Raw genomic sequence first — 26,588 nt, forward strand, 5'->3', positions numbered from 1 at the left:
CCTGAAATGAAGCAGCAATTATCATGTATAACAGCATTCATTCTAGTGATAGCTGTAAATGTTATGGCTTCGGGAATAAACGACAGCCATTTAAAGCCCTTGAGTGCTCAGAATGAATTAGTGCCCAAACGTGGTCGCATTGTGAAATATTACGACCGTGGACAGGGTTTAAAAACGGTGGTTTTATCAGGTTCATCGAGCCATTACCAAGACGAATCTGGCAAGTGGCTGGAAATAAATACCAAAATAGTTGGCAATACCAAAGGCACCTGGAATTACCGGTCAATTAATAATACCATAAAAGCCTATTGGAACACAGATCAGATGGCAGTTGCCGATGGTGATGAAAGAATACTGTTGGAATTAAAAGGATATGGCGCCAATAACGGGAAGGATATCGTTAAGACAGCAAGGGATAAAACTGCAAGGTCTTTGGCAAAGCAAAACCGCCTGGTTTTTAAGGATTTATTCAGCAATGCTTCCGAATTTTATCAGGTAGCACCCGAGCAAGCCTATTGGGAAAGCGAAGGGCGCATGTACAAAAGGGGTAACACATGAAGCTTAAAACCCAATGCATAATAATAGCCCTGGCGTTGGCGTTGCTAAACAATGCAGCCCACGGCACCTTTAGATCGCCTTACGAGCTAAGGGAAGCCAAGTTCAGCAAGAAACCAAAACTTGACCAATGGTGCACATTGAAGATAAAGGTGGTGTGCGAAGGCCGGCCCACCGCCGACTCGTTGCCATTGAAAATTAACAGCCCGGGAATACAGACCGACTTGCCCGGTGATTCTCTACCCGTATGGCGCGATATAAAAGAAGGCGGAGTATACCGGGCCGAGTTCAGGATCCGGCCCTATTTTTACGGCAGCTCATTGCTTACGGTTTCCATCGCCAATGGGGGGGTGTTTATTGGAATAAACGACAAGGGTAAAAGCAGCTTTGCCGGGACCAGCGCCGAGCTTAATAAGCTATTGGGCCCCTGGCAGGTGTCGGGCTATAATATTTACGGCCAGCCGGTGCATGACCTTTCGGAAGAGCAGGAAAGGAAGAAGGAAGAAATATTGAGCGGGTATTTGAAGGACGGTATAAAGTATATACAAAGCAAGAAGGGGATACTGAAGTCTATCCGGGGCGGCGGGAATATATTGAGATATGATTTTTACCTGTCGCCATTACCTGAGTGGGGGAAGAAATCCAAGCTTAAGATAAAGTTAGTGACAAGAAAGAAGGAACAGCCGAAAGTAGAAGTATATAAAACATCAGATATGAAATGTTTTATTAATATTGATACATTGGCGCAATTGCCTTTTGTAAAGGGGAAAGAGGGTATATTTACTTCGGAGCTGGTTGTAATGCCCAACAAAGAGAATGGCCTGCATACATGGTTTAATTTTATTTATGGTGAAAAAGATACAATCGAACGGGGGTTGGATATTAATTTCGATGAACAGGGCAAGATAAAACTTAATATATGGTAAAAAGGAGATAGAATGAAAAGACTTATTTCTATATGCTTTGTCGCTATATTGACACTGTCTTTATGCAATGCGTTTGCTTTAAATATAAATGAAAGACAACTTAAGCCGAAAGTCGCTAAAAACGAAATAAAAGAACAGCGCGGACGCAATGTGAAATACTACGACCGTGGGCATGGCATAAAAACAGCAGTTATTTCAGCATCATCCAGCCATTATCAAGATGAAACAGGGAACTGGCAGGATGTAAGTACCGCTATACAGACCAACACCAAAGGTGCCTGGAATTACCAATCTATTAAAAACACTATCAAAGCCTATTGGAACGCAGACCAGATGGCAGTTGCCGATGGTGATGAAAGTATACGGTTGGAATTAAAAGGATATAGCACCACCAGCGGGAAGGATATAGTTAAAACGGAAAGGAATAAAACTGCAACGACATCAGCAATACAAAATCAACTGGTTTATAAGGATGTTTTTAGCAATGCTTCCGAAATTTATTGTGTAGCCCCCGACAAGGTCTGTTTTGGTTTGCAAGTTAACGATAAATTTATGTCCCAAATCGCAAAAGGCGGGCAATTGGAATACGAACTTTATTTATCCAAAGGGATGGGGTTGTTTAAACCCAACGGCGAGCCAGTTAAGGATTCGTATGAAACCAATGGGAATGTCATTATAAGGGATAATGAAAAGGGAACCCAAAAATATATTCGTCCATTCGGCATGTTTTTAAAAGACAGCGCTAAAGCAATTGCACAGTGCATCAGCAAATATATTGTGGAAAATGACGGATCGGTAAAAATATTGGTTATAATCCCGGAAAACCTTAAAACTAAAAGTTCGATTATTGATACATTCTCCATAAAGAGCGCCATTGAGAAATATTATCCGGTTGCGGACGCTGCCATTTATGAGGGTTCGCCGGATATTGTACAACCTGCCTATAGTTATTATTTGTACGTAGGGGTAGATTCGTCGTGGTTTACCGGAGGCAATACCTATCTTGCCCGTTCCGTAATAAAATATGATATTAGTGCAATACCCGCAGATGTAGTAATAAGGAAGGCCACTCTGCGGTTGAACTTTATTAGCCGGTACGGACTAAATATATACTCAAATACACCGCATAAGATAACCGTATATCCTCTCTCCGTTGATTGGTGCGATACGAACATTTCTTGGAATAGAATAGGTGCTAATTATTACAAGACCGATACAGCTTCAATTTATATCATACCCGATACAGTTGTTGGCAAAGAATATTCGTGGTCCGTTACTGCAATAGTCAATAAATGGTATAAAGGTACCATACATAATTATGGTTTTATGTTGGATGGCTATGGTGATGGAAAAATTATTATTGATGAATTCTATTCAAAAGAAAGCTATTATTTCGGTCCCGACACCAATTTTTATGATCCCCAATTAGAAATAGATTATAGCTGCGGAGCCGATCTGGTTAGCGATAGTACACCGGATGGCTGGTCAGCGCCTATCATCGTTTCCCACACGCCCAATGCCGTGTCCAGCGATAACATATTCAGCCCTGAGGATTCGGTTTACATAAGCGCCAATGTTTACAACCGGCTTGATACGAATATTGTTGATTCATTTTCAAACGCGATATATGCCGATACCCAGATAATACACGCCTGGAGTTGTCCCGGCGGCTTGCCGGCCCAAACCAGCAGTCCCTGTCTTGACGTCCGTTATTGCCTTAAGCCGGGCATAAACGTCATAAAGACGGTGGCGGACGTCAACGGCGATATTCAGGAAACGGATGAGGACAACAACGAGTGCATTGTTAACATAAAAGCCAACCGGCCGCCATATGCCTGTTTTACAGACTCACCGGCTGTGAATAATATAGATGTTCAACTGCAACCTATATTCTACTGGCATTACCCCAACCCGGCCGATCCGGATGGCGATACCGTTGTAAATTTCAGAATACAGATTGCTACGGATTCATTGTTTGCCGGTGTGGTTTGCGACAAATGGACGGGTTCGGGCAATTGCTTTTGGACCTATGACGGCTATCTGAGCTTAAAGACAGCATACTACTGGCGCATAAGGGCCACCGACGGCCAGACCGAGCAGACAACTTGGAGCAATGTCAACAGTTTTACGACAACTGACAAGATACTGGTATCCGGGACTGTAAAATATGAGAACAATAATTATGGCATAGACTCAACAAGGCCATTGTCAAAAGTTAAAATAGAATTTTATGACCTTAGTATTAATTTGACGACTCCGTTAGATACGGCAACAACCGATGAATACGGGAATTTTAATTTTGGGTTGGTTAATGGCTTTAATGTGAATAATAGTACAAATAATTTGCGGCTTAAACTTATTTTAAAAAATAATGCTGTATGTGACATACTTGATGGGCAGACAACAGGGAATCCGGCAATGGAGATATGGTTACCACCTTTAAATAGGGCAGACTTAATCTATTCATCAGATGGCAGTATTTATTATAATAAATCCATAAATAGTGAATACACCGGTGATCAAATATACCCCGAAAACAATAAGGACCTTGCCGCTTGCTACATTTACGATGCCATATACAAAGAACGTGATTATTTTAAAACACAGGCGGCTGTCTGTAATCCAAATCTTTTACCCATTAATGTTTATTTTAAATACAGCAGCATAGACAGTATAAGCAGTTTTGAGGTTGATAATACTGACCAGCGCATAAAAATAACAGCAGTGCGCTGTGTAATGCTAAGCGATGGCACACCCAAGCCCGGATTTTACGGTTCAAGCCCGTTCCATGAATACGCCCATGCCGTAATGTACAATAATTACAAAAACCCAACTACCGGGGCATACGGCGTTTTCCCAGGCGGTCAGGCGCCTAAAAAACACTGTCCATACGACACGACTACGCCAGCAGAGGCCCTTATTGAAGGCTGGGCCGAGTTCGCCCCCTGTGCGGTTAATAACAGCACCTCTTATCTATATTATTGGAATGACTCGACTCAAAGCAAGGTAGAAAACATTGAAACTAACACCTGGCATGCCCAGATAAAATATAACCCGGACAGCACCAAAAGCGACAGGATAGAAGGCACGGTGGCTTCGGTATTGTGGGACATTTATGATTCCAACAACGGCGACGAAGCCGGATGCGAGATGACAAAAAATATCAACACTATCTTTAGTACATTGCAAAGAAACGTACCCGGTAAGACGTGGGGGCTTTCTTTGCAGCCGGAGGGCTTGGAGCAAATATATTTGACGTGGGATAGCTTAGAAAGACCGAAATTGAAAAATATATTCCGCAATCATTGGTATGACCGGGATAAGTTATATTCTTCCATAGATGCGGGCGAAAGAATTATTCATAAGAACAACGTGTTCAGCGGCAACATCACCACCCTTACCGCCACTGTGGTTGATACCGAAAACAATATCCCGCCCCATACTGGCGACAAGATGTACAAAATCGAAGGCCAGGACAACAACACCGGCGACAGCTACGCCTGGTGGGAATACATGAATAACTTGGATATTCCCCTTTCTCCCGACGCCGGTTATGCCGCCAAATATCTCTCATTTTGGATATATGTAGCCGAAGCGCCAGGCAGCGGCGGATATATCGGGCTTGATTTGGTGACCAAGAAAAAAGGAAGCATCAAGGATTATTCCTATAACGGGTTTTGCATAACCGACCAATATGGTCAAAGGCTTAACCCTGCTTTTCGCGCCGTACCCAAGGGCCAGTGGCTGCATTACGTGTACGATCTATCCGTCCTTAATCCCTCGATTTATCCGAACGATACTTTGAGCCAAATCCTTATTGGTTACGATGACGGCGACCCGGCCGAGACTGGTTACTTTTTGGCCTACGTGGATGACATAGAGATAAATCATTTTCCTTATCCGATCTTGGCAAATGGTTCAGTTGTGGACTCAACCACCGTTCGTCTAACTTGGACTGACAATAATTCTGATGAGAATGGGTTCCTGGTCTGGTGGAAACTCAAGGCCGACAGTACCTTTACTGTCCCGCCCATAACGGCAGACTCCGTGCCGGGGAGCGGCGGCACCGGCTCTTGTTTGGTAACCGGCCTTACTACCGGTCAAACTTATAATTTTATGGTACGCTCCAAACGTAGCGATCAGATTTCCGCTTATGAATGGAGATACCCGATAGTAACGCTGGCACTGCCTGAAAAGCCCGCTATCTCAACAGTGGTATTAGATTATAATTCGGAAGAGGATAAGCCGATTATAAAATCCATGGTAAGCGGGGGATTATTTGGAACGGGCACTACAACATATTATGATATCGAGAGGAAAATTGGAGTTGGTGGCGACTGGCAATGCATAGCCACAAAACAAGAACCTTACAACTGGGAATATTTAGATAAGATTGATTTCAATAACGATTATTATTACAGGTCCATTGCCGTAAATGGAATGGGAAAATCAGATTATTCTACAATTTACATGACTCAGGTATATTTCATGGCCCCGCAACTGTTGTCTGTTACCCCCGGCCCCGGCCACTTTTATATTGAGTGGAAAGACACGATGAAAACATTGGAAAGCGGCGTAATAGAAGAAGGGGAGGAAGATAGCTCAGGAATAATACCACAGTCAATAGCGGCAATAGGCAATCCCTATTACGACGGGGTGGCATTCTATTATAAAAAGGCGACCGACAGCACATGGCAGATGGCATATTATCCCGATGCAGGCATGATGTCGGACTTTGATCTAAATACTACGCTATCTCCAATGACCACGTATAATGTAAAAATAGCCCGTGTTTGGATTAATAACGGTAGGTTGGTTTATACGCCGTTTACACCGACGGTTGATGTATTCGTGCCAAAGAGTGGCTATACAAATTACAGTAACGCCCGTAGGTTGTTCCGCGGGGGCGACAACAAACTGAATGCAACGTTCTATGACGGAGCGCAGATATACTGGGCCTCGTCAATCAACAATGGTTTGTCGTGGTCTGTTGCGAATCCCAAAAACGGCAACAATTCAACCATAGCCGAAAAGCGTTCAAACAATTCGGTTTACTCGGTACGCATTAAAAACGACAGTTTGTTGCTGGACAGCTTGGGCACAACCTCTGGATTTGGCAAGGTAATTAAAACGGGCAAAAAGATGTTCAATCCGGCCATAGCCACGGATACTTTGGGAAATATTCATTGCGTCTGGGCTGAGACAACTTTGACGGTACAAAACAATGGTGTATCTGGGGTGCCTAATTATACGGTGAGCTTTACTGTGAAAATATATTATGCAAAAAGAACAAGTGGTGTATGGCAGCCAATAGAGATAATTAATCCCATAGTTTCCGGGTCGGGCACGGACTTAAGTTATCCTAAGTTACCCCTGCTGTATATACCCCATCCATCTATAACAACAATTTATTCCGGCACCCAAGTAATTCCCAAAATAACATGGGAACACCAGCATGTAGAATTGGAAGGTTTGTTCATTAATAAAGATTGGATTAGAGATACTTTGGCAGTATATTATTCAACGGGATTAAATACTGGTACAAGAATAAGCGCCGCCGGGCTTGTAGCGGAATACCCCTGCTTGGGCGTTAATCCTGGTGGTCAGCTTGCCCTTACCTACCAACAAAGTGGTGATATTTACCGTATCACCAATAACGGCACTACCTGGAGCACCCCATATAACGTAAGTAACAATACCGGCAGTTCCCAAATGCCAACCGTGGCTTACGACAAGGGCGGTGCCATGCACATTCTTTGGTATGATGACAGTGAAAGCGGTTTTGTACAAAAAACATCAACCTTGCCTGCCGGAACTGACGCCAAATTGGCCATAGCAAAACTTACTGAACTGCCACAAGGTGAGGAGTCAATAGTCTGGGAAGACAGCGGCAAAGATACAACAAACACAGTGAGCGTAACTCTGTCTAAAACTGTCACAACTGAAGAATTAACTGCAACAGAAAGCGTTCCTCAGATATTCTACCGCCGCTATAAAGACAATGCATGGTCGCCGACCTATCGTCTTACCGCCAGCGAGGATATATCAGTATACCCGGCATTGCCTCTGACCGATGATGCTGCCCAAATGGGCTTTTTATGGACCGAGGGTAATTATGTAAAATACAAACGCCTGCCCGATTTAGACGGACCAACAGTGACGGTCACATACCCCAACGGCGGAGAAGTGCTTTATTCAGGACGGAGATATAATATAACCTGGTCCAGCACGGATAACCGAGGCATAAAAGAATATGCCTTATATTACACCACCAATTATATGGCACAAGACGACCCCACCGCCATTGATGCAGTTACACTTTGGCGTCCTGTGGCGACCGTGCCAGGCAACCTTAATTCCTATTCCTGGCGGGTGCCCTATAATGTGGCTTCAAACGCTTGTAGGTTCAAGATCGTGGCCTACGATTCCAGCGGGAATATAGCCACCGATATCAGCGACAAGAGCTTTACTATAAAGAGCCGCGATATAGCAGTGGTGGTCACCGACAAAGCCATAGCATATAACAACGCCGGTAAAATTGCCCGTTCCAGCGATGGCCTGCTGCATGTCTGCTATAACGGTATAGACAGCGTGTACTATATGGCGTCGTCGGACGACGGGCAAACCTGGGCAACGTCTCTTGCCCTGGATAAAGGATCTTTACCGACGATTGCAACTGACAGTAAGAACATGCCAGCCATGGCCTGGATAAAGCAATGGGATAATATAGCCGGGGGAGGTGTATTCTTTAGCCGTCAGACTGCCGCTGGCTGGACCGCGCCCGAAACCCTGGCTTATATGCAAGGTGTTCTTTGGGATTACATAGGAGGGTACTCACCACCGGCTATGACCATCAAAAACGATACGGTCTCGATAGTTTATGAATACTCTTACGGCGGTGGCATACCCCCGCATATTGCCAAAGGTTGGGCTTTGCACCATACCCGGTTTGCCGTGAACAATGTCGCCGGTAAAAAAGATACGACGATAGACTCATATACTGAGATAATCAATCCCCCTATCTGGCAAACTCCGGCATCGGCTTCCATTGCCACCGACTATAAAGGATATGACCATATCAGCTGGCACCGAACTGATAAGGTCTATTACCGGATAAGAAAACCGGATGGCAACTACGGCAATATTGTAAAACTTTCCGGATCTGGTATCGCTCAAAATCCCTGCATCAGCATTTCCGGGGTGGCTTCAGCCGTTTGGGTGGAAGAAGGCGACATTTACCAGCGTACGGGCTTTGATCAGAAGTGGGAAACCGCCATCAATGTCAGCGCATCCGGGGCCAGTTCCATGATGCCATATATTTGCGGCAGCGACGTGCTTTGGACCGAGGATGTATTAAGCGATTACGAGGTTTATTTGTCCTCCTATTCTACTGCCAAGATGACCTACGATGTGTCCGAAAACCTCTCTTGTACTGATTACGCTTCGATCTTCCCACACGAAACAAAACTGCAAACCAATGAGGGAACGAAAACCTACCGTATCTGGGCAGAAGAGATAGAGCCTGAAGTGTTATGGGGGCTTACCTTCATGGCCGACACCACGGAATTGGAGCCCACTTATGCTTTGGATGTCGGGCAGGCGGAGCCGTCAATATTCACTGTGCAAAGAGATGGGTATATAACTTACGGCACGGCAGCCAAGGCCAAAAACACCGTTACCGAACCCTTTAAAACCGTGGATTATGATACTACCGCCCTGATTTATAGTTTTGACAACTTTGATCCTGACAAGAAGTATAAAATCACTTTGAGCTTTTATCAGGAAACAGGGCAGGAGATCAAACTTAAGCCAATCGTCAATAAACTGCCGTTGGGTGAGATAAAGGTAACTTCCGGCGAAGAAGCGATTTTGGGCAAGCCCTTGCCCGAGGCAAGTTATAAAGACGGGCAGATCACATTAACCATAGAAAAAATAAAAGGCCCAATTGCGGTTTGCGGCAAGATACTCATTTACGAAAATCCCCAGGGCAACGGAAACGGCGGGGCCCAGTCTGCAGAAATAACCAGTATCACCCCCAACTACATCAATAAACTCTACCAGAACTGCCCCAATCCCTTCAGCCACAAAACAAGCTTCAATTACCAGATCAAAAATCAGGGCTTGGTAACATTTAAAGTCTATAATGCCCTGGGCCAGTTGGTAAAGACCTTGGTCAAGGAAACCAAACCGGCCGGGGCTTATCAGGTGGAATGGGATGGCAAGGACGGTTGCGGGCTTAAAGTATCTTCCGGGGTTTATATCTACAGGCTGCAGACCGGAGACTTTATGGAGACCAAGAAGATGGTGATTATTAAGTAAATCCTAAGTATATAAGAAGCCTGAAAGCCCCGATGACTTGTCATCGGGGCTTTTTATTGTCCGGTTAAAAATTTCTCTTGCATTTTCCACCATTTTGCAATATAATATTGAGGACTTGATGATTAAGAGGAGAGCGGGTACAAAACCCGCTCTCTTTTGTCTTTAAACTGAACAGGCATTGTCCCTCATTGTTTGTGCTGCTTTACCTAACGCCACTTGTTTCATTAAGCGAAGATCCTTCGGCTTGTCAGGCAAGCAGCCAGGCTCAGGATGACTAACGGTTTGTCAGGCATGTTGCCGTTCAACAACAGCGCATGGAATTAAAAACCCCTATGCCGAGCGAAGCAGAAATAATAAATAAAGTAAGCGACCTGGCCGGATCTTTTTTAAATGAGATGGGGCTGGAACTTTACGACGTGGAGTATTCGTCCGTCTCCGGAAGCTTGCGGGTCTTCATCCAGCGGCCGCAGTCCGGGGTCAGCATGGGCGACTGCGCCAAGGTCTCCCGGAAACTTTCCGAGGAGCTGGACAAGGAAGATCTGATCGACTCGGCCTATATGCTGGAGGTCTCATCCCCCGGCCTGGACCGGCCGCTGAAGAAGGAAACCGATTACCAGAGATCCCTGGGGCGCCTGGCCAAGATGAAACTGGTCAAGCCGGTGGACGGCAGCTATGAACTGCTGGGCCGGCTGCTGGAATACCGCGAGGGCACGGTCAAAGTGGGAATGGAGGGCCAAGAGCCGATCTGGATCCCGCTTTCCCAGATCAAGAAGGCCCGGCTGGAACTGGAGAAAAGTCCAAAACCCTAAATGCCTGCAGACCTTTTCACACAAAGCCGCCAAGGATACAAAGTAAATGCAGAACTACTCTTAGTGCTCTTTGTGTCTCTGTGTGATGAACCTTGTAAAATTATTTGAAAAACAAAAAAAATTTTGGAGAAAGACCGTGGCCAACATAGATATCATTGAAGCTTTGAACGAAATAGCCCGCCAGAAGAACCTGGACAAGGAATTCGTGATAGAGAAGCTTAAGGAAGGCCTGCTGCAGGCCTGCAAAAAGAGGTTCGGCACCTCCGACAACATCGTGGTGGAGATCGAGGAGGAGGCCGGGGACATCGGGATCTTCGCCACCCGGACGGTGGTGGAGGAGATCACCCAGCCGGGACTGGAGATCAGCATTGCCGACGCCAAGGAATACCTGGACGATCCCCAGGTTGGCGACACGGTGGAGGTGATCCTGCCCTTCGAGGATTTCGGGCGGCTGGCCATCCAGTCCACAAAGCAGGTGCTGTTCCAGCGGATCCGGGAAGCTGAGCGGGAGCAGGTCTACAGCGATTTCGCAAGCCGGATCGGGGAGATAGTCTCGGGCACGGTCCAGCAGATCAACCGGGGCGACCTGCTGATCAGCCTGGGGCATTCCGAAGCGGTGCTGCCGTTCAAGGAACAGATCCACGCCGAGCGCTACCAGCAGGGGCGCTCCATCCGGGCCTGCCTGAAGGAGGTCAACAAAACCATCAAGGGGCCCCAGATCGTTCTGTCGCGGACCACTCCCGAGTTCGTCAAAAAACTTTTCCAGCAGGAAGTGCCAGAGGTCCGGGACGGCCTGGTGGAGATCAAGGCGGTGGCCCGTGATCCGGGCGACCGGGCCAAGGTGGCGGTCTATTCCAGGGAGAACAAGGTGGACGCGGTGGGGGCCTGCGTGGGCCTAAAGGGGGTGCGGGTCCAGGCGGTGGTGCGGGAGCTGGCCGGGGAAAAGATAGACATAGTGCCCTGGTCCTCCGACCCGGCCATGTTCGCCTCCCGGGCCCTGGCCCCGGCCAAAAGCCTGGACGCCTTCTCCGACGAAGAGCACAAGCGGATCACGGTGATCTCCCCCGACGACCAGTATTCGCTGGCCATCGGCAAGAAGGGGCAGAACGTGAGGCTGGCGGTACGGCTGACCGGATGGAACATCAACGTGGTGACCGAGAGCGAATACCAGGAGCGGATGGATGCGGTCAGCAAGGCGGCCATTCCCGTCAATGAGCTGGACCTGGCCGATAAGATAAAAGCCAAGCTGCTGGAAGCCGGATTGGATGACGCCGAAAAGATAATCGCCGCCGGCCAGGAAGGCCTGACCGACCTGCCGGGCATCGGAGAGAAGACGGCGGAAAAGATATTGGCCACGGCCAAGGAAGCCAAGGACCAGAAGCTGATGTCATTGATGGAACAGGCCGGAACCAAGGCCGGGGCCAAAAAGGAGGCCCTGACCGGGCCGGATGGGGAGCAGGAGGAAGATGATGAAGCCGCTTCCGTCCCGGATGACCAGTCCGCAGAAGTACCGGCCTCCCATCCGGAACCAAAAGAGCCGGAGCAGGAAGAAGAGAAGGCCCAATAATCCCCCGCTCCGTCCATAAAAACACAGGACCTGAAATATTTTGACCCCAGAGGGACAAGCAAATAGGAGAAATCATGGCTGAAGACAAAAAACCTGCCGCAAAAAAGACCACTGCCAAGCCCGCCCCCGCCAAAGCAACGGAGCACAAGCCTACTGCGGCCAAAACTACTGCCATCGCCAAGGCTTCGGCAGTCAGGCCGGAGCCCAAACCCGAAGCAGCCAAGCCGATGGCCGCCAAAACCGCTGCCCCCAAGGCCCCGGCCAAGCCGGTCGCCAAATCTGCCGCCGCCAAAAAAAGCGCGCCCGAGCCCACACCTCGACACGGAGCTCGACAGGTTCATCCCAGCAGCTCGGTGCAGGCACCGGCCAGGGTGCTCAAGGTATTTGAGGCCGCCAAGGACCTGAAGATGTCGGGAGACGCCCTGCTGGGCATCCTCAAGGAGCTTAACTTCAACGTTAAGACCAGGATGAGCGTCATCACCGATGATATGATAGCCTCGGCCAAACTGCGGCTGGAGCAGGGCAAGCAGGACGTCAAGAAGGAACAGGAACAGCAGAAGAAGATCCAGGAAAAGAAGGAAGCCTCGGTCAAGGCCGAAGCCGACGCCCAGGTGTATGTCCCGCCCACTCCGGTGATCGTTTCCCGGGTGGACTATCCCAAGGAATTTTCCGAGCCATATCCCGAGGCGCCCAAGGGAATAAAACCCGGGGTTGCCCGCCCCGGCGGCCCGATGCGCCCCGGAACTTCCCGTCCGGCCCTGCGGCCCGGAACTCCTTACACCGGAACCCCGCGCCCCGGAGGCCCGTTCACCGGAGCTCCGCGGCTGGGGACGGTGCGTCCCACTGCGCCGCACGCCGCCGGTTCCAGGCCGCCCATGACCGATGAGGATTCGGAGCAGCGCAGAAGGCGGAGACGCAGACGCAAGAAGAAGGAAAAGCGCCCGGTGCTGGACCAGGCGGTGGTGGCGGCCACGGTCAAGCAGACCATGGCGGCCATCCAGCGCGGCAAGGCTAGGCGCTCATATAAATCCAAGGACAAGGAAGAAACCCAGGGCCAGGAGACGCAGGAACAGGTGGTTCGCCTGCCGGAGTATTCCTCCATCAGCGACCTGTCCCATGCAATGGGGGTCAAGCCTTCCGAGGTGGTGGCCAAGGCGCTGGGGCTGGGGATCATGGCTACCATCAACCAGCGGCTGGACCTGGACACCCTGGCCACCATCGCCGATGATTTCGGTTACGTGGTGGAGGAGATGGAGGAATTCACTCCCGAAACTCCGCAGGCCCAGGAGAATACCGCCCCCATGAAGCTTGCACCCAGGCCCCCGGTGGTAACTGTGATGGGGCACGTGGACCACGGCAAGACCTCGCTTTTGGACCGGATCCGCAAGAGCAGCGTGGCCGAAGTCGAATTCGGAGGCATCACCCAGCACATCGGGGCCTACGAGGTCAAGGCCGGCAAGGGCAGCATAACCTTTCTGGACACCCCGGGCCACGCGGCCTTCACCGCCATGCGGGCCAGGGGCGCGCAAGTGACCGACATAGTCATACTGGTGGTGGCGGCCTCGGAAGGGGTGATGCCCCAGACCCAGGAGGCCATAGACCACGCCCAGGCCGCCAAGGTCCCGGTGATCGTGGCCATCAACAAGATGGACCTGCCGAATGCGGATCCCATGCGGATAAAACAGGAACTTTCCAAGCAGAACCTGGCTCCCGAGGATTGGGGCGGCAAGACCATATATGTGGAGGTCTCGGCCAAGACCGGAGCCAACATCGACAAACTGCTGGAGATGGTGCTGCTGCAGGCCGAGATGATGGACCTGAAGGCCGATCCCGACTACCAGCCCCGGGGGGTGGTGATCGAGTCCCGGCTGGACAAGGGCAAGGGTCTGCTGGCCACGGTGCTGGTGCAGCAGGGGACCCTGCAGAAGGGCCAGCCCTTTGTGGCCGGCAACTTCAACGGAAAGATCCGGGCCATGTACGGCGAACGGGGGAATCTGGTGGCCAAGGCCGGGCCGTCCTCGGCCGCGGTGATCCAGGGTTTCAACGGCGCGCCCATGGTGGGCGATATCTTCCAGGTGATGGACGATGAGTCGTCCGCCAAGGAGCTGGCCCTGAAGCGCCAGCAACTGAAGCGGGAACAGGAGTTCCGGCCCGGCAAGAAGGTTACTTTGGACGGATTGTACGACCAGATGCTGGCCGGCGAGATCAAGGAACTTAAGCTGATCGTCAAGGGCGACGCCGGCGGATCGGTGGAGGCCATCGCCGACTCGGTGTTCAAGATGTCCACCGACCAGCTGAAGATAGCGGTGATCCACAAGGGGGTGGGCGCCATCACCGAATCCGACGTGCTGCTGGCCGAGGCTTCGGGGGCCATCATCATCGGCTTCCACGTCCGGCCCGAGGAGCGGGCCCGGGAGCTGGCCGAGCGCGAAGGGGTGGACATCAGGATCTACAACATCATCTACGACGCTCTGGAGGACATCAAGAAGGCCCAGACCGGGATGCTGGCGCCGGTGTTCAAAGAATCGGTGCAGGGCCGGGTGGAGGTGCGCGAGACCTACAAGATCTCCGGGGTGGGGACCATCGCCGGCTGCTTCGTGCTTTCCGGCAGCATCGCCCGGAACAACAAGGTGCGCCTGCTGCGGGACAACGTGGAGGTCTTCAACGGGAAACTGGCCTCGCTCAAGCGCTTTAAGGACGACGTGCGCGAGGTGCAGAACGGTTTCGAGTGCGGCCTGGGCCTGGACGGCTTCAACGACATCAAGAAGGACGACATCGTGGAGAGCTACATCATAGAGGAAGTGGAGCGCAAGGAGGAGAAGGCCTAGGGCCCGAATACGGAATTCAGAAGATTGAATATTGGAGTTATGCGATAAACATGCAGGTTGGTTCAACGGCTATTGAATCAACCTGTTTTGTCAAAGAGTATGATGAAAACAAATAATATTGTTAACAATTTATAAGATGAAGCACTTTTTTCTTATAGCTGTATTTTATTTGCCTTTATCTGCCTTCGCCCAGCAGGACCATTTCTACGTTCCCAAGAACCTTAAAGCCAAAGCTCCGGCCCTGATCATCACTTCCTGCATCGGCGCCACCAAGGCCGACCTGGACAGCAACAGGGCAATCGCCGATAAACTGGGCTGGGTTCTTTGTACTTCGGCCAAGACCAGGAACCATCGCGATTCCCGGCAGAACGATGCGGACGTTATGGGTACTTACAAAGTCCTGATAGACAAGTATCCGGTGGATGCTTCCAGGATATATATCTACGGCTTCTCCGGTCAGGCGGTGCAGGCCCTGATGGCTGTTTTTCTGCATCCCACAAAATTCAAGGGTGCGGTGGCCATCTGCGCCCATGCCGGGGCCATGCAACATGCCAACTGGGAAATGCTGAGGGACAAACGCTTCTATCTGGTCTCCCGGGAGCGGGACTGGAACCTCAACGACAATAAACAAATTTACCAGGCTTTTCTGGAGAACGGTATTTCCGACACTTTGGTCATTACCCCCGGCCAGCATGCACCCAAGACCAGGCGGGAATTGTTCGAGGCTTGTAAATGGCTGGGAATACAATGAAACAATTGACTTGAAGCTATATCCATGGAAATAGGAATAAATATTAAACGGGTCCCTGCTTTTGCCGGAATGGATTGTGCCTGAGAGTATTATTGGTGCTTTCAAAAAAAATACCCGCAGAATGCGGGTATTTTTATTTTGATGAACAACAATTTTGGCTCTACATATCAGAAGCGGGTGCGGTGCCTTTGGGCTTCTCTTTCGATCTCCCGTTGCGACAAGCCCATAGAAAATATTTTTACCTCGTCAATGGCGCCGTTGAAAGTATACTCTATGGAACTAAACTGGTTTGGTCTGTAAGGATGATGCCCTATGCCGACGCCCGGCAAGTAGCTTGAATTAAGATAGGACATTGGCGTTACAGTGGTCGTTACGCGTGAAACCATCTGTCCGTTGATGTGAAGAGCAAGGAACTTGTCGCAGCCCGTGGTATTATATACTGCCGTTACATGAAACCATACGCCGCTGTCTGCGGGAGCTGAAACAGTTGCATGATTGCCGCCAGCGGGCACGGACGCGCTATCATGAATGTGAAAAAGAATCGTTTTGTTGATATCTATGGCAAGCACATACGGATCATAATTGGCTCTGCTGTCGCCCCTAAAAAGTATCACGCTTTGGGTGGGGTAGGTTGGCCACTTGTCGATGCGCAGCCAAGCCATGATCGTGAAGTGCCCGGTTAGGACAAATCCGCTATCATCGGGCACATTAACGCCGCCGTTATTTCCGAGATTCAGCAACGCATTGCCAATAACGCCCGTCGTGCGCTGAGCAAGCCCAACCATTATGCCGTCATGGCCGTTTCCGGAAGCGTCGATTACGGTGGTTCCGCTTTCTTCATCAAAAGGCCAGTACGCTACCAAATTGCGTTGTGATTTTGGCAGCGGCGATTGCTTTTGAGTTTCAACGTACTGATAGGAATCATTGTTGTTTGTGTTTGAAATGGATACGGGAGTTTTTTCAAGCGAGCAGGATACCAGAAGCAATACGATGAAAAAACAGGAAACCCTCATTAATATTTTGCCCACGCTCATATTAATTCCCTCCTTATAATAAATGAAAATGATGAGATGAATAGTAGAGTTTGGATGCATAATTCATGCCATCGTTGCTTTTTATTAAGTCACTATATATCAACAAGTAATATTATTCAAAACAATATTGCAAAGTGCATAATTTACGCCCCATGTATATTTTTGCATAAATCCAGCTAAGCCGGTTGATATTTTAGAAGTACTTTGACTGAATCTCTATATGGAAAACATTGAATATTGTACTCTAACTGTTGTATAATATCTTAAACAGATAATAATTAATAAAACCATGCCAATCATTCAGATATTCGGAACCAACAAATGCCAGAACACCAAGGCTGCACAGCGTTTTTTCAAGGAACGGCGAGTGCCTATACAATTCATTGATCTTACTGAAAAGGGCTTGAGCGAAGGCGAGTTCCAGAGCATCAAGAAAGCGGTGGGTTTGGAGAATATGATGGACAGGGAGGGCAAGGAATATCAAAAGCAAAATCTCAAATACATTACTTTCGATGTCGAGGCCAAGCTAAAGAGCAATCCGCTGCTCTTAAAAACTCCCGTTGTCAGACAATCGCCTAAAGCCACGGTGGGCTATGCGCCGGAGACCTGGAAACAGTGGCTGGTGCAGGAGTGACCTTTACCACGGAAGCACAGAATGCCCGAAACACGGAAAATATTTCAGTTATCTTGCAGGGGCGGTTGGTCAATCGCCCAAAGCACGAGCGATAATAATAATTAATATAATTCAAGGAGACATCTTGCAGCAGCAGCCGTTTGCCGAGCCTTTCAAGACCAAGATGGTGGAGCCCATCCGCCGCACCACCCGCCAGGAGCGGGAGAAACTGATAGCCACAGCCGGGTACAACCTGTTCAACCTGAAAAGCGAGGACGTGTTCGTGGACCTGCTGACCGACTCCGGCACCGGAGCCATGAGCAGCGCCCAGTGGGCCGAGATAATGCTGGGCGACGAGTCCTACGCCGGGGCCAGCTCGTACTACAAGCTCAAGCACACCATCGAAGAGCTGTTGGGCATGCCCTACTTCCTGCCCACCCACCAGGGCCGGGCGGCCGAGAACGTGCTTTTCTCCGCTTTGATGGGCATGGAAGCCCCGGGCTTTGTGGTGCCGGGCAACAGCCACTTCGACACCACCAAGGGGCACATCGAATTCCGCAAGGCCGAGGCCCTGGACTGCACCATCGATCAGGCCTTTGACACCACCTCCCCGCATCCCTTCAAGGGCAACCTGGACCTGAACAAGCTGGAGGCGGTCTTTAAGAAATATCCCAGGGAAAACATCCCGCTGTGCCTGATCACCGTCACCTGCAATTCCTCTGGCGGCCAGCCTGTGTCGCTGGAGAACATCAAGGCCGTGTCGGTTATGTGCAAAAAATACGGAATCAGATTATTCTATGATGCCGCCCGTTTTGCCGAGAACGCCTATTTCATCAAGATGCGCGAGCCAGGCTATGCGGACAAGACCGTCAAGCAGATAGTTCGGGAGATGTTTGACCTGGTGGACGGCTGCACCATGAGCGCCAAGAAGGACGGGATCGTCAACATCGGCGGTTTCATCGCCTTCAGGGACAAGGGGCTGTTCGAGCAGGCCTGCACCTTTAACATCGTGTTCGAAGGCTACATCACCTACGGCGGCATGGCCGGGCGGGACCTGGGCGCGCTGTCGGTAGGTCTGCGCGAGGTCACCGAATTCGACTACCTGGAGGCCCGGGTGCGCCAGGTGACCCTTTTGGGTGAAAAGCTGATGTCCTGTGGCATTCCCATCCAGCAGCCGGTGGGCGGCCACGCCGTGTTCGTGGACGCCAAGAAATTCCTGTCCAATGTTCCAAAGGAGCAGTTCATAGCCCAGACACTGGGAGTGGAGCTTTACAAGGAAGGCGGGGTGCGGGGCGTGGAGATCGGAACGCTTTTGGCCGACCGCGATCCCCAGACCAGGGAGAACCGCTATCCGGCCCTGGAATTGCTGCGCCTGGCCATCCCGCGCCGGGTCTACAGCGACAACCACATGCTGTACGTGGCCGAGTGCTTGAAGAATGTCTATGACAGGAGGAACGAGATAAAGAATGGTTATGCCATCGTGCATGAGGCGCCGATCATGCGGCACTTCACGGTGGAATTGAAGCCGGCCTGACCAATGGCTGATCCCAATAGACAGGAGCGCCTCCGCTGAAGCTATGGCGCTTGAAGAAGCCCGACAATAAAGCGTAAGCGGATTTACATGATTAACAGGATTTAATTTCAAAAGATAATAACAGAAAAACCCCGCCATTGGCGGGGTTTTTCTGTTATGGGCCAAAATAATATTCATGCAGTTGTCACAAGACTACTTGGCCGGAATAACCGTATAATTCTTCTGAATGTAAATGAATCCTGAGAATACGATCAGGGCAAGGACGAGGAAAACGACCATATCCCGCATCAGGAAGGTGGGGTCATGGTTGAAATACATCACCAAACCCATGGCATTGACCGCGATGATCATGGTAAGAAAGAAGCCGTAGAACAGGAATTGCACCGGATAGGCGGTATTGGGCCTGGTCCACAACAAGTAAACGCTGACCAAACCCAGCGGGATGGAAAACCCCAGGTCGAAGATGCGTACCACCCAAAATGCGGTGGGCGCAATGTCATAGGCCCGGGTGGTGCCGGTGGCCATGACCTCCATCACCTCCCTGACCCACATGGAGGCGAAGACCAGCAGGAAGAAGGAGAACAAGACGGAATAGGCTATCAGTGGTTTTTTCTTAAAACGGTTCTCCACGTTCTTGGGGAATATGGAAAGCGAATACAGCAGTATCAGAAGGGAGGAGATCAGTACAAAAAGGAAATAAAATGTGTGCCCCTCACTGTTGCCGGAGTATTTCGGGGAACTCCATTCCCAGCCGATAGTGTAGCTCAGCACAAAATATATCAAATAGAGCGGGGTAACGATCAGAAGGTATTTTGATATTTGTTTCTTGAAGAAAAGCGCCAACCCGCCGGCGATCAGGATGGGGCTTAACAGGAACAGGTTTACCAGGTCCTGACCGATCAGCTGATTGTTCAATATCTCCGCCGTTTTGTATTTTATCTGATTCAGAAACAAGGGGCCTTTGACTGCCAAAAAGACCAGAATGATGCCGGTCACAATGGACAAAAGCCCCATAAATATCCGCTCAAATGGGGAGCCGAAAGATGTTTCAGTATTGTTGTTCATGTTGTGGCAGCTTCCTCTAATGGAGGTTTTTACTTGCCAGATTCATATTACGCTTTCAGATGCTTTTTAACAAACCAGCAGATCTCTTCCATCGCTTCTTTTGCCTCGGGGAACATCGGGGCGCAGGCCGGGTAGCAGTGGAACAAGCCTTGGCCCACGATCAATGTAACGTCCACCCCGGCGGCTTTGGCCTTCTCGGCCAGGCGGGTGGAGTCGCTAAGCAGGGTCTCGTCGCCTCCGGCGAAGATCAGCATCGGCGGCAGGCCGCGCAGGTCCCCAAACAGCGGCGAGATCAGGGGATTCCTGGGGTCGTTATCTCCGGCATAGTACCGGCAGAAGGTGTTCTGGGCCTCCTTCCAGCAAAGGGTGTCCTTCTGGGCGTTGAAGGTCCAGGATTCCCCGGAGTTTGTCAGGTCGGTCCAGGGCGAGAGGGCTATGGTCGCGCCGGGCAGGGGAAGCCCCTGTTCCTTAAGGGCCAGCTGGGTGGCAAAGACCAGGTTGCCGCCGCCGGAATCACCCATGAACACTATGTTATTGGGCTTGATGCCGTGCTCCAGCAGATACTTGTAGGCGGCCACCGAATCATTCAGCCCGGCAGGGTAGGGATGTTCCGGAGCCAGGCCGTAATCAAACAACAGGGATTGTATCCCGCACTTTTTTACGAACTTGGCCACGATGCCCCGGTGGGCCCGGATGGAACCCACCACCAGCCCGCCTCCGTGGAAATAAAGGATAGCCTTGTTACGGGGCGCATCCTTGGGTCTCATCCATTCGGCCGCCAGGCTTCCGATCATGACCGGGGCCAGGCTGAATCCGTCCGGCAGTTTGCCGAAGAAGTCAGCGCCCCGCTCGACCTCGGCCCGCAGGGCCTGAAGCGAGGTGTCCCCGTCCACCGTGGTGGTCCTTTTCTTCTGGAATTTCAGCAGGTGCCGGTATTTCAAAAGAAATACGAACAGGCGGCTTTGAAAACTTGGCATGGGATGGTCTTTCAGAATTTTACGGTTATTCCGGCAGTCAGGTAATGGAACATGGAAAAAGTGTAAACCTTGCCCCCGCCATCGGCGCCGCCCTCCAACAACCGGTAGCCTATCCGGAGAGAATGGCTTTCCCTGGGGCTGTATTGGAAGGCCAGCAGAACGTCCTCGGCCCGGCCATAGGGCGACCACAGGGCGTCGCTTTCCAGCAGCAGGCCGGCCTTCTCCGTCATATTATAGCGGACCATCAGGTTGATCAGCGGGACCACCCCCAGGTCGGTGCGGCGGGCAAAGGCGGAATCGCTCATAAGGGCGATATCGGCGCTGCGGATCTTGGCGGTCAGCCCGGCCCCCAGTCCGAAAGCGGGCTTGTCAACAATTGAGTAGCGGTAGGTAAGCCGGTAGGAATCGAAACGATAGGAGGAATTGACAGTTGTTCCCTGGTGAAACAGCTTGCCCTGGTAGTCGATGTCACGGTCCAGAGTTCCCTCTCCTTTGACCGTCAACGGCGCGGCCAGGGCAAATACCGTATGTCTATCGGCCAGGATCACTCCTCCCCGGAACCGCAGGGCAATGGCCGGCGAGGAGACGATCTCATCGGCCAGGGAGAACCTGGTCCCGCTGTCGCTGGGGATCTGAACGTCATTGTATCCGGTGAAGACCGCACCGCCCTCGAAGTCTAAAAACCATTCGTAACCAGATCCGGTCCCGGAAAGAAGAGACAGCAAGAGAGCCAGAAAAATACAGTGTTTCATGCTACCTCCTTAAAATGTGACCGCCATGCCGGTCTTGTACCGTTGCCAGTTCGACCAATCCGGAAATTAAGGAAAAGGAGAGCCTTTGATCAATATTTTTCTTCTGTTATCCGTTTCTTCAGCCCCTGCCAGGAAGCCGATTCCTCCCATGCATGGCGGGACAGTTCCACCTGGGTCATCATGGCGTTCATTACAGACATCTGACCGTCGGACAGGATCTTATTGGTGGAAAAGTTCCTGGCTTTTTCAGCGTAGCCGCAGGCCGCCAGCTTCTTAAGGAAGTCGGCGTTGCGGGTCTTTATCCTCGCCACCTCGGCCTGCCAGCGGGCCCCGATCTGGGCCAGCCGCTTGTCGGCCACGGCGATGTGCTTGTCGGCGTATTTCATTTTCACGGCTTTCAACAGGACGGGGTCGGCATAGCTCATCTCTCCGGTGGACAACTGCGGCAGTTTGCTGATCTCAATGGCCTGGAGGGAATCCAATTCATTATGGGCTTGTTCGTATTCCCGTTGCAACTTCCCTTCCTCCTGCTGCATCTCCACTCCGCGCTGATGCTCCTCCATGGTCTGGGCATAAAGTACTTGCCAGGCTTCCTGGGCGGCCTTTATGGCCGGCGGTTCCATCTGGACCGGCTGACTCATCTTGCCGGCCATGGCCATGGCCATGGCGATCTGCTGTTCCTTGGTCATGGACTGGATGCGCTTGGCATCGGCTTCGGTCATTCCCGCGCCGGGCATTCCGGCCGGGATGCCGTTGGGATTGGCCCCTATGGCCGCCTCGGCTTGTGCGGTGTAGGTATCCTCAAAATCCTTTAACTGTTTGTCTGTGTTCTCAAACAATTTGGCGGCGCTGTAAGTGATGTTGCCCTCGGCGTCGGTCACCGCTGTTTTGGCGAAGGCATCCTTGGAGCTGGCCGGCGGGGCCGGCACGGCCTCCAGCATCTTGATCAGGTCCTGCTTGACCGGGGTCTGGGCAGTCAATATTGAAGCTGTTGTCCCGAAGAGAACAGCCAGAACAAGCAATTTTACTAAGGTTTTCATATGTGTTTCTCCTTTATTGTGAAACGGTTCTAGTTCTGCTTTGAACTCATCCCCTCCGTCCTCTTCTCTTGGGGAATATTTGGGCTAACAACGGGGTAAGAGAAGGGGATGCATAGGGGTTGAGTTTGGGATTTCCTTTAAAACTTTGAGATCTCAATGTCCTCAATGGTCATGGGCTCCTGAGGCTTGTCATTGGCCCCGGTGGCGGTGTTGGCGATAGCATCCAGCGCTTCAAATCCCTCAAACAACTGGCCGAACACGCTGTAACCCTCGGCCGGTCCGCCGCTCTGGGGGTGGTCCAAAAAGTGGGCGCCCTTCTGGGGATGGACGATGAAGAACTGGGAGCCGATGGAGTTGGGCTGGGCGGTCTTGGCGTAGGAGAGCGCCCCCCGGATGTGGGACAGCTCCGGGTGATACTGGTCGCCGATGTTGGTGCCGGGGCCCTTGTAGGAATGCCCTCCGGTGCCGTTCTTGGCGGTGAAGTCGCCGCCCTGGATCATGAAGTTCTTGATCACCCGGTGGAATGGCACGTCCTTGTACTTGCCGGCCTTGGCCAGCTCGGTGAAGTTCTTGACGCCCTCGGGGATCAGGTCGTCGAACAGCCGGGCCTTCATCGTTCCCTGGTTGGTCTTGATCACGGCTATCAGGTCGCCGGGTTTGGGTGCATCCTTCTGCATTATGGTCCTTTCTGTTATATTTCGTTTATTCGTTATCTTTAACCACAAAGACACTAAGACAAAAAATGATTTTCTATTTCCAGTTCCCTGTTTTCACTGATTCTGAAGATCTTCCAGCGTTTCTTCCGACAGTCCGAAGTAATGGCCAACTTCGTGGATGATGGTCTCCTTGATCTGTTCCCGGATCTGGTCATCGTTGGCGCAGATGCTCTCGATGTTCTTCTGGTACAGTTCTATCCTTTCCGGCATGGCCCCGGAAATTGGATAGGGCGGCCGCCGGTTGTAGGGAATGCCGATGTAGATGCCCAGCAACTGGTCTTTACGCGGTTTGGGGTCCAAAGAGGAAAGAATATCGCCGGACGGGTAATCCTCGATGGTCACTGCGATGTTCTCCAGCTTCTGGCGGAATTCCTCCGGCAGTTCCGAGATGGCCTGTCCGGCTATGTCCTCAAACTTTTTGCGGGTCATCTTCAAGGACGCTCTTGTCGGGGTAGAAGACGGCTATCAGCCAGGTCAGAAGTATGGCCAGGACCAGACGGGGAATGGTGATCCACCAGAAGTTGGCCCCGATCACCACGAACAGCCCGGTGTCCTCCACGATCCCGTGGCAGGTGGCCAAAAACAGGCTGATCAGGAACACCTGGCGCTTGTCCAGCTGCTGCTCGCGGGAGGAGGAGATGATTAGGCTGGCCCCGAACACGATGCCAAAGATGAACCCGGCCAGCAGGGGCATCCCTGACTGTTTCTTCAAGCCCAGGTGTCTGGTAAAGCGGTTGAGCCGCACCAGGCTGTCCTCCAGCATCCCCGAAGCCTTGATGAACTCCAGCAGCACGAACAGGATCATCACTATCAGGAAGATCTTGAGCGACAGGTCTCCCAGTCCCCAGAGATAATTTTTAAGGAAGGGTATCATGGTCTTACCTGATGATGAAAAAATGCAGTGACCAGCCCAGGAAAAGCGACAGCGACAGGCGGAAAAGGGATATCAGCACAAAACGGGTCTTGATCTGGGCAAAGACCGCGCTCTCCAGGATCTGGCTGTGGGAGATCAAAAGCATCAGCGAGAGCAGGGTCAGCTGCTGGGGCTGGAGCTTGAGCCCGGCTATCACCCCGATGGAGGCATAGAGGTTTACCAGATTGCCTACGATCAGTGCCAAAGCGCTCTCTCCCGGCAGGCCGAAATACTTCATGGCCGGGGCGCAAATCCCGGCGAACCAGTCCAGGGCCGGGGTTGCCTTAAGGATGCAGATGCCGGTGTAGACCGGAGCCACCATCTTCATCAGCTCCCGGAAGGAGGCCAGTCCCTTTTTGAGGCCTGAGGCCAATGTGGTCTTAAAGTCTATTTTGTTCATGCTTTTGCTATCCGCAGATTATGCAGATTGACGCAGATATTATATTCACAAATAAAGCTTGCCAAATAGAATGTAATAATAGCATTTTTGGGGCGGGTTTTCAAATGATATCGGACCGGATATAACAATTATTTTTTCTTAAGCTATTGACAAACGCGGTCAATAGTATTAGAATTAGGAAACTATGAAAACTAAAACAGTTTCCAATGTGCAAGAAAGCGCAACCATGACCAAAACCAAGGATCCGGTGCGGGAGCGGATAATAGCCAACGCCGAGGCCCTGTTCTTTGCCCGGGGCTTCTCCGGCGTGACCATGGACCGGATGGCGGCCGAGCTGGGGATCAGCAAGAAGACCCTTTACCAGCATTTCGCCAGCAAGCACCAGCTGCTGTACGCCGTCGTATCCCGGATGATGGCCGAAAGCGAGAGCGTCATCAAGGCCCTGACCGAAGATCCCATGCTGGACTACTTTCAGCGGATGGCTTTGCTGGTGGAGCATATCTCCCGGCGGACCTCCAAGATCAGCCGTGACTTCATGCAGGATTTGCAGAAAAGCGCCCCCGATATGTGGGAGGAGATAAACGAGTTCCGCCGCCGGAAGATCTACCACAACTTCGGGCTGCTGGTCCGAAAGGGCATCCGGGCCGGGCTGATCCGGCCGGAGGTCGATCCCGACCTGGTGACTCAGATGTATGCGGTGCTGGTCCAGCAGATGATCAATCCCCAGGCCTTGATCCATTCTTCTTACAGCCCGGGCCAGCTGATGAAGGCCATAGTGGAGCTGGTCTTTGCCGGGGCCATGACCGAAAAGGGAAGGATCAAATTCAAAAAGGATTTCAAGTAAGGCTGGCTGGGGGCTAAAATATAACAATTAAAAATGTAAATTGCAAACTGCAAAACAAACAATACTACGAGGCGGAGATGATGCACCAAAGAATTCATAAAACACTTCCGGCTTTGCTGGCGCTGACAATGCTGCTGGCGGTCTCCTGCTCCCGGAAGGACCAGAACAAGCTGGCCGGTTCGGGGATCATCGAGGTCACCGAGGTCATGGTGCGTTCCAAGGTCACCGGCCGGGTGGTGGAGATGCCGTTCGACGAAGGCCAGCAGGTGGAGGCCGGCCAGATGCTGGCCCGGCTAGCCCACGAAGAGCTTTCGGCCCAGGAAAGCCAGGCCCTGGCGGCGGTTTCCTCGGCCCAGAGCCAGGCAGCTGCGGCCGAGGCCAATTTCAGCACAGCCGAGGACAATTACCGGCGCAACCAGCCGCTTTTCCAGTCGGGCACCATCTCCATCCAGTCCTTCTCCCAGATAGAGAACCAGATGAAGGCCGCCCAGTCACAATTGGCGGCCAGCAAGGGGATGCTGGCCCAGGCCCAGGCCGCGCTTTCCCTGGCCAGGACCCAGGTGGGCAACGCCTACATCCAGGCCCCGGTCAACGGCGTGATGCTGGAGAGGAACATCGAGGTGGGCGAGCTGGCCCTGCCCGGGACTCCGGTCTGCAAGCTGGGGGACATCACCAAGGTCTACATCAAGATCTACCTGCCTGAGAAAGAATACGGCAAGATCAAGCTGGGGCAGAAGGCGCAGGTCTCGGTGGACTCCTATCCCGGCAAAATATTCGAGGGAACCGTGTCCACCATTGCCGGTCAGGCCGAGTTCACCCCAAAAGACATCCAGACCAAGGAGGAACGGACCAAACTGGTGTTCGCAGTCAAGATCAATTTGCAGAACCCGCAGGGCGAGCTTAAGCCGGGCATGCCGGCCGATGCGTTGATAGACATACAGTGAT

Annotated in this window: 20 protein-coding genes; 11 read left to right on the plus strand and 9 right to left on the minus strand. The window is 51.4% G+C overall.

Annotation, left to right across the window (positions count from 1 at the left end):
- Positions 1–6: 6 nt before the first annotated feature.
- The 7 genes from HZA73_08960 to HZA73_08990 all read left to right on the plus strand — a co-directional run bounded on the left by HZA73_08960 (position 7) and on the right by HZA73_08990 (position 15,755).
- Entirely contained in the window at positions 7–558 is a 552-nt protein-coding gene (locus tag HZA73_08960; GenBank protein MBI5806162.1) for a hypothetical protein, read from the plus strand.
- Entirely contained in the window at positions 555–1,481 is a 927-nt protein-coding gene (locus HZA73_08965) for a hypothetical protein (protein MBI5806163.1), read from the plus strand. The genes HZA73_08960 and HZA73_08965 overlap by 4 nt, the downstream gene beginning before the upstream one ends.
- A gap of 12 nt (positions 1,482–1,493) precedes the next feature.
- Complete coding sequence (locus tag HZA73_08970; GenBank protein ID MBI5806164.1) at positions 1,494–9,800, plus strand: DNRLRE domain-containing protein; 8,307 nt, start codon at positions 1,494–1,496, stop codon at positions 9,798–9,800.
- A 332-nt stretch (positions 9,801–10,132) separates the two neighbouring features.
- Complete coding sequence (locus tag HZA73_08975) at positions 10,133–10,609, plus strand: ribosome maturation factor RimP (protein MBI5806165.1); 477 nt, start codon at positions 10,133–10,135, stop codon at positions 10,607–10,609.
- Between the two features lie 136 nt (positions 10,610–10,745).
- Positions 10,746–12,176, plus strand: a complete 1,431-nt coding sequence (gene nusA, locus HZA73_08980; protein MBI5806166.1) for a transcription termination/antitermination protein NusA — start codon at positions 10,746–10,748, stop codon at positions 12,174–12,176.
- Positions 12,177–12,250: 74 nt separating this feature from the next.
- On the plus strand, positions 12,251–15,004 hold the full coding sequence (gene infB, locus HZA73_08985) for a translation initiation factor IF-2 (protein ID MBI5806167.1): 2,754 nt from the start codon (positions 12,251–12,253) through the stop codon (positions 15,002–15,004).
- A gap of 169 nt (positions 15,005–15,173) precedes the next feature.
- Positions 15,174–15,755, plus strand: coding sequence for a hypothetical protein (locus HZA73_08990; protein MBI5806168.1), 582 nt, complete (start codon positions 15,174–15,176; stop codon positions 15,753–15,755).
- A 167-nt stretch (positions 15,756–15,922) separates the two neighbouring features.
- Here the strand turns inward: HZA73_08990 and HZA73_08995 are convergent, their stop codons facing one another.
- Entirely contained in the window at positions 15,923–16,789 is an 867-nt protein-coding gene (locus tag HZA73_08995; GenBank protein MBI5806169.1) for a LamG domain-containing protein, read from the minus strand.
- A 289-nt stretch (positions 16,790–17,078) separates the two neighbouring features.
- Between HZA73_08995 and HZA73_09000 the strand changes: the two genes are divergently transcribed.
- Together HZA73_09000 and HZA73_09005 are read left to right on the plus strand one after the other, a co-directional pair.
- On the plus strand, positions 17,079–17,423 hold the full coding sequence (locus HZA73_09000) for an ArsC family transcriptional regulator (GenBank protein MBI5806170.1): 345 nt from the start codon (positions 17,079–17,081) through the stop codon (positions 17,421–17,423).
- Positions 17,383–18,936: a tryptophanase gene (locus HZA73_09005; protein MBI5806171.1), complete on the plus strand. Its 1,554-nt coding sequence runs from the start codon at positions 17,383–17,385 to the stop codon at positions 18,934–18,936. Before HZA73_09000 ends, HZA73_09005 begins: the two co-directional genes overlap by 41 nt.
- 192 nt (positions 18,937–19,128) lie before the next feature.
- Here the strand turns inward: HZA73_09005 and HZA73_09010 are convergent, their stop codons facing one another.
- From HZA73_09010 to HZA73_09045, 8 genes are all read right to left on the minus strand, one after another.
- Entirely contained in the window at positions 19,129–20,001 is an 873-nt protein-coding gene (locus HZA73_09010) for a hypothetical protein (GenBank protein ID MBI5806172.1), read from the minus strand.
- Between the two features lie 47 nt (positions 20,002–20,048).
- Entirely contained in the window at positions 20,049–20,978 is a 930-nt protein-coding gene (locus HZA73_09015; protein MBI5806173.1) for an alpha/beta hydrolase, read from the minus strand.
- Between the two features lie 11 nt (positions 20,979–20,989).
- On the minus strand, positions 20,990–21,730 hold the full coding sequence (locus tag HZA73_09020) for a hypothetical protein (protein MBI5806174.1): 741 nt from the start codon (positions 21,728–21,730) through the stop codon (positions 20,990–20,992).
- Positions 21,731–21,819: 89 nt separating this feature from the next.
- Positions 21,820–22,770, minus strand: a complete 951-nt coding sequence (locus HZA73_09025) for a hypothetical protein (protein ID MBI5806175.1) — start codon at positions 22,768–22,770, stop codon at positions 21,820–21,822.
- Positions 22,771–22,907: 137 nt separating this feature from the next.
- Positions 22,908–23,447: a peptidylprolyl isomerase gene (locus tag HZA73_09030; GenBank protein ID MBI5806176.1), complete on the minus strand. Its 540-nt coding sequence runs from the start codon at positions 23,445–23,447 to the stop codon at positions 22,908–22,910.
- A gap of 93 nt (positions 23,448–23,540) precedes the next feature.
- Positions 23,541–23,915 carry a metallopeptidase family protein gene (locus HZA73_09035; GenBank protein MBI5806177.1) on the minus strand — a complete coding sequence of 125 codons (375 nt, stop codon included), beginning with the start codon at positions 23,913–23,915 and terminating at the stop codon, positions 23,541–23,543.
- Positions 23,896–24,360 (minus strand): nucleoside recognition protein, encoded by a 465-nt coding sequence (locus HZA73_09040; GenBank protein ID MBI5806178.1) that lies wholly within the window; start codon positions 24,358–24,360, stop codon positions 23,896–23,898. Before HZA73_09040 ends, HZA73_09035 begins: the two co-directional genes overlap by 20 nt.
- Before the next feature lie 4 nt (positions 24,361–24,364).
- Positions 24,365–24,799, minus strand: coding sequence for a nucleoside recognition protein (locus tag HZA73_09045; protein ID MBI5806179.1), 435 nt, complete (start codon positions 24,797–24,799; stop codon positions 24,365–24,367).
- 226 nt (positions 24,800–25,025) lie between these two features.
- On the opposite strand from HZA73_09045, the gene HZA73_09050 reads away from it, so the two are divergent.
- Both HZA73_09050 and HZA73_09055 read left to right on the plus strand, forming a co-directional pair.
- Complete coding sequence (locus HZA73_09050; GenBank protein MBI5806180.1) at positions 25,026–25,643, plus strand: TetR/AcrR family transcriptional regulator; 618 nt, start codon at positions 25,026–25,028, stop codon at positions 25,641–25,643.
- 80 nt (positions 25,644–25,723) lie between these two features.
- Entirely contained in the window at positions 25,724–26,587 is an 864-nt protein-coding gene (locus HZA73_09055; protein MBI5806181.1) for an efflux RND transporter periplasmic adaptor subunit, read from the plus strand.
- Position 26,588 lies beyond the last annotated feature (1 nt).

Source organism: candidate division TA06 bacterium, from assembly GCA_016235665.1.
Classification (GTDB): Bacteria; Edwardsbacteria; AC1; order AC1; family EtOH8; genus UBA5202.

Bases quoted from the DNA above. Each gene is read 5' to 3' on its own strand.
- HZA73_08960 (MBI5806162.1), top strand. From the start codon at position 7: ATGAAGCAGCAATTATCATGTATAACAGCATTCATTCTAGTGATAGCT.
- HZA73_08965 (MBI5806163.1), top strand. From the start codon at position 555: ATGAAGCTTAAAACCCAATGCATAATAATAGCCCTGGCGTTGGCGTTG.
- HZA73_08970 (MBI5806164.1), top strand. From the start codon at position 1,494: ATGAAAAGACTTATTTCTATATGCTTTGTCGCTATATTGACACTGTCT.
- HZA73_08975 (MBI5806165.1), top strand. From the start codon at position 10,133: ATGCCGAGCGAAGCAGAAATAATAAATAAAGTAAGCGACCTGGCCGGA.
- infB (MBI5806167.1), top strand. From the start codon at position 12,251: ATGGCTGAAGACAAAAAACCTGCCGCAAAAAAGACCACTGCCAAGCCC.
- HZA73_08995 (MBI5806169.1), bottom strand. From the start codon at position 16,789: ATGAGCGTGGGCAAAATATTAATGAGGGTTTCCTGTTTTTTCATCGTA.
- HZA73_09000 (MBI5806170.1), top strand. From the start codon at position 17,079: ATGCCAATCATTCAGATATTCGGAACCAACAAATGCCAGAACACCAAG.
- HZA73_09005 (MBI5806171.1), top strand. From the start codon at position 17,383: ATGCGCCGGAGACCTGGAAACAGTGGCTGGTGCAGGAGTGACCTTTAC.
- HZA73_09010 (MBI5806172.1), bottom strand. From the start codon at position 20,001: ATGAACAACAATACTGAAACATCTTTCGGCTCCCCATTTGAGCGGATA.
- HZA73_09015 (MBI5806173.1), bottom strand. From the start codon at position 20,978: ATGCCAAGTTTTCAAAGCCGCCTGTTCGTATTTCTTTTGAAATACCGG.
- HZA73_09020 (MBI5806174.1), bottom strand. From the start codon at position 21,730: ATGAAACACTGTATTTTTCTGGCTCTCTTGCTGTCTCTTCTTTCCGGG.
- HZA73_09025 (MBI5806175.1), bottom strand. From the start codon at position 22,770: ATGAAAACCTTAGTAAAATTGCTTGTTCTGGCTGTTCTCTTCGGGACA.
- HZA73_09030 (MBI5806176.1), bottom strand. From the start codon at position 23,447: ATGCAGAAGGATGCACCCAAACCCGGCGACCTGATAGCCGTGATCAAG.
- HZA73_09035 (MBI5806177.1), bottom strand. From the start codon at position 23,915: ATGACCCGCAAAAAGTTTGAGGACATAGCCGGACAGGCCATCTCGGAA.
- HZA73_09040 (MBI5806178.1), bottom strand. From the start codon at position 24,360: ATGATACCCTTCCTTAAAAATTATCTCTGGGGACTGGGAGACCTGTCG.
- HZA73_09045 (MBI5806179.1), bottom strand. From the start codon at position 24,799: ATGAACAAAATAGACTTTAAGACCACATTGGCCTCAGGCCTCAAAAAG.
- HZA73_09050 (MBI5806180.1), top strand. From the start codon at position 25,026: ATGACCAAAACCAAGGATCCGGTGCGGGAGCGGATAATAGCCAACGCC.
- HZA73_09055 (MBI5806181.1), top strand. From the start codon at position 25,724: ATGCACCAAAGAATTCATAAAACACTTCCGGCTTTGCTGGCGCTGACA.